This window comes from Alicyclobacillus fructus (genome assembly GCF_017329605.1).
Taxonomy (GTDB): domain Bacteria; phylum Bacillota; class Bacilli; order Alicyclobacillales; family Alicyclobacillaceae; genus Alicyclobacillus; species Alicyclobacillus fructus.
In genome coordinates this window covers 1-610 of the sequence record NZ_JAFMTY010000079.1, presented here as the reverse complement: position 1 = coordinate 610, position 610 = coordinate 1, and the positions used below count along the sequence as shown (strand labels likewise).

Here is a 610-nt window from a genome sequence, read left to right as displayed (position 1 = left end):
ACGGACAGCTAACGCCCTACTACCAGGTCGCTGAAACCGCCCCGGGGGTGGTCAACTTTTCAATTAGCAAAGTGGTCAACTTTTCGATTGACAAACACAAAGGTCAAAGTGATTTTCATCGATCCGCCATACAACACTGGCTCTGAGAACTGGGTGTACAACGACAATGTCAATTCCCCAATGATGCGAGAATGGCTGGGGAAGGTCGTCGATAAAGATGATCTGACTCGTCACGATAAGTGGCTTTGTATGATGCTGCCCAGGCTGAAGCTATTGCGAGAGTTGTTAAGTGATGATGGCGCGATTTTTGTGAGTTGTGATGATAATGAACATCATCACCTTCGTATGCTATTAGACGAAGTTTTTGGTGATTCAAATTTTGTAGCAAACATTGTGTGGCACGCTAGAAAATCAGTTCAAAACGACACGGATATTAGTGATGCACACAATCACATTGTGGTATATGCAAAGATGCGCAGGCAACGCAATCGGAGACTGAAGGAAGATAATGCGTGAGCGTCAAATCCCGCCCACCTTGCATTCCCGCCATCGCTGCATCAAAGTCGTACATGACGACAAACCCCGCCGGGAAGCCGGCGGGGCAGTTGTG

The 610-nt window shown here is 47.5% G+C and carries 1 protein-coding gene; it reads left to right on the top strand.

Annotated elements, in window-relative coordinates; genetic code table 11:
* The first annotated feature begins 108 nt into the window (after positions 1-108).
* On the top strand, positions 109-516 hold the full coding sequence (locus J3481_RS14395; protein WP_328702158.1) for a site-specific DNA-methyltransferase: 408 nt from the start codon (positions 109-111) through the stop codon (positions 514-516).
* The last annotated feature ends 94 nt before the right edge of the window (positions 517-610 follow it).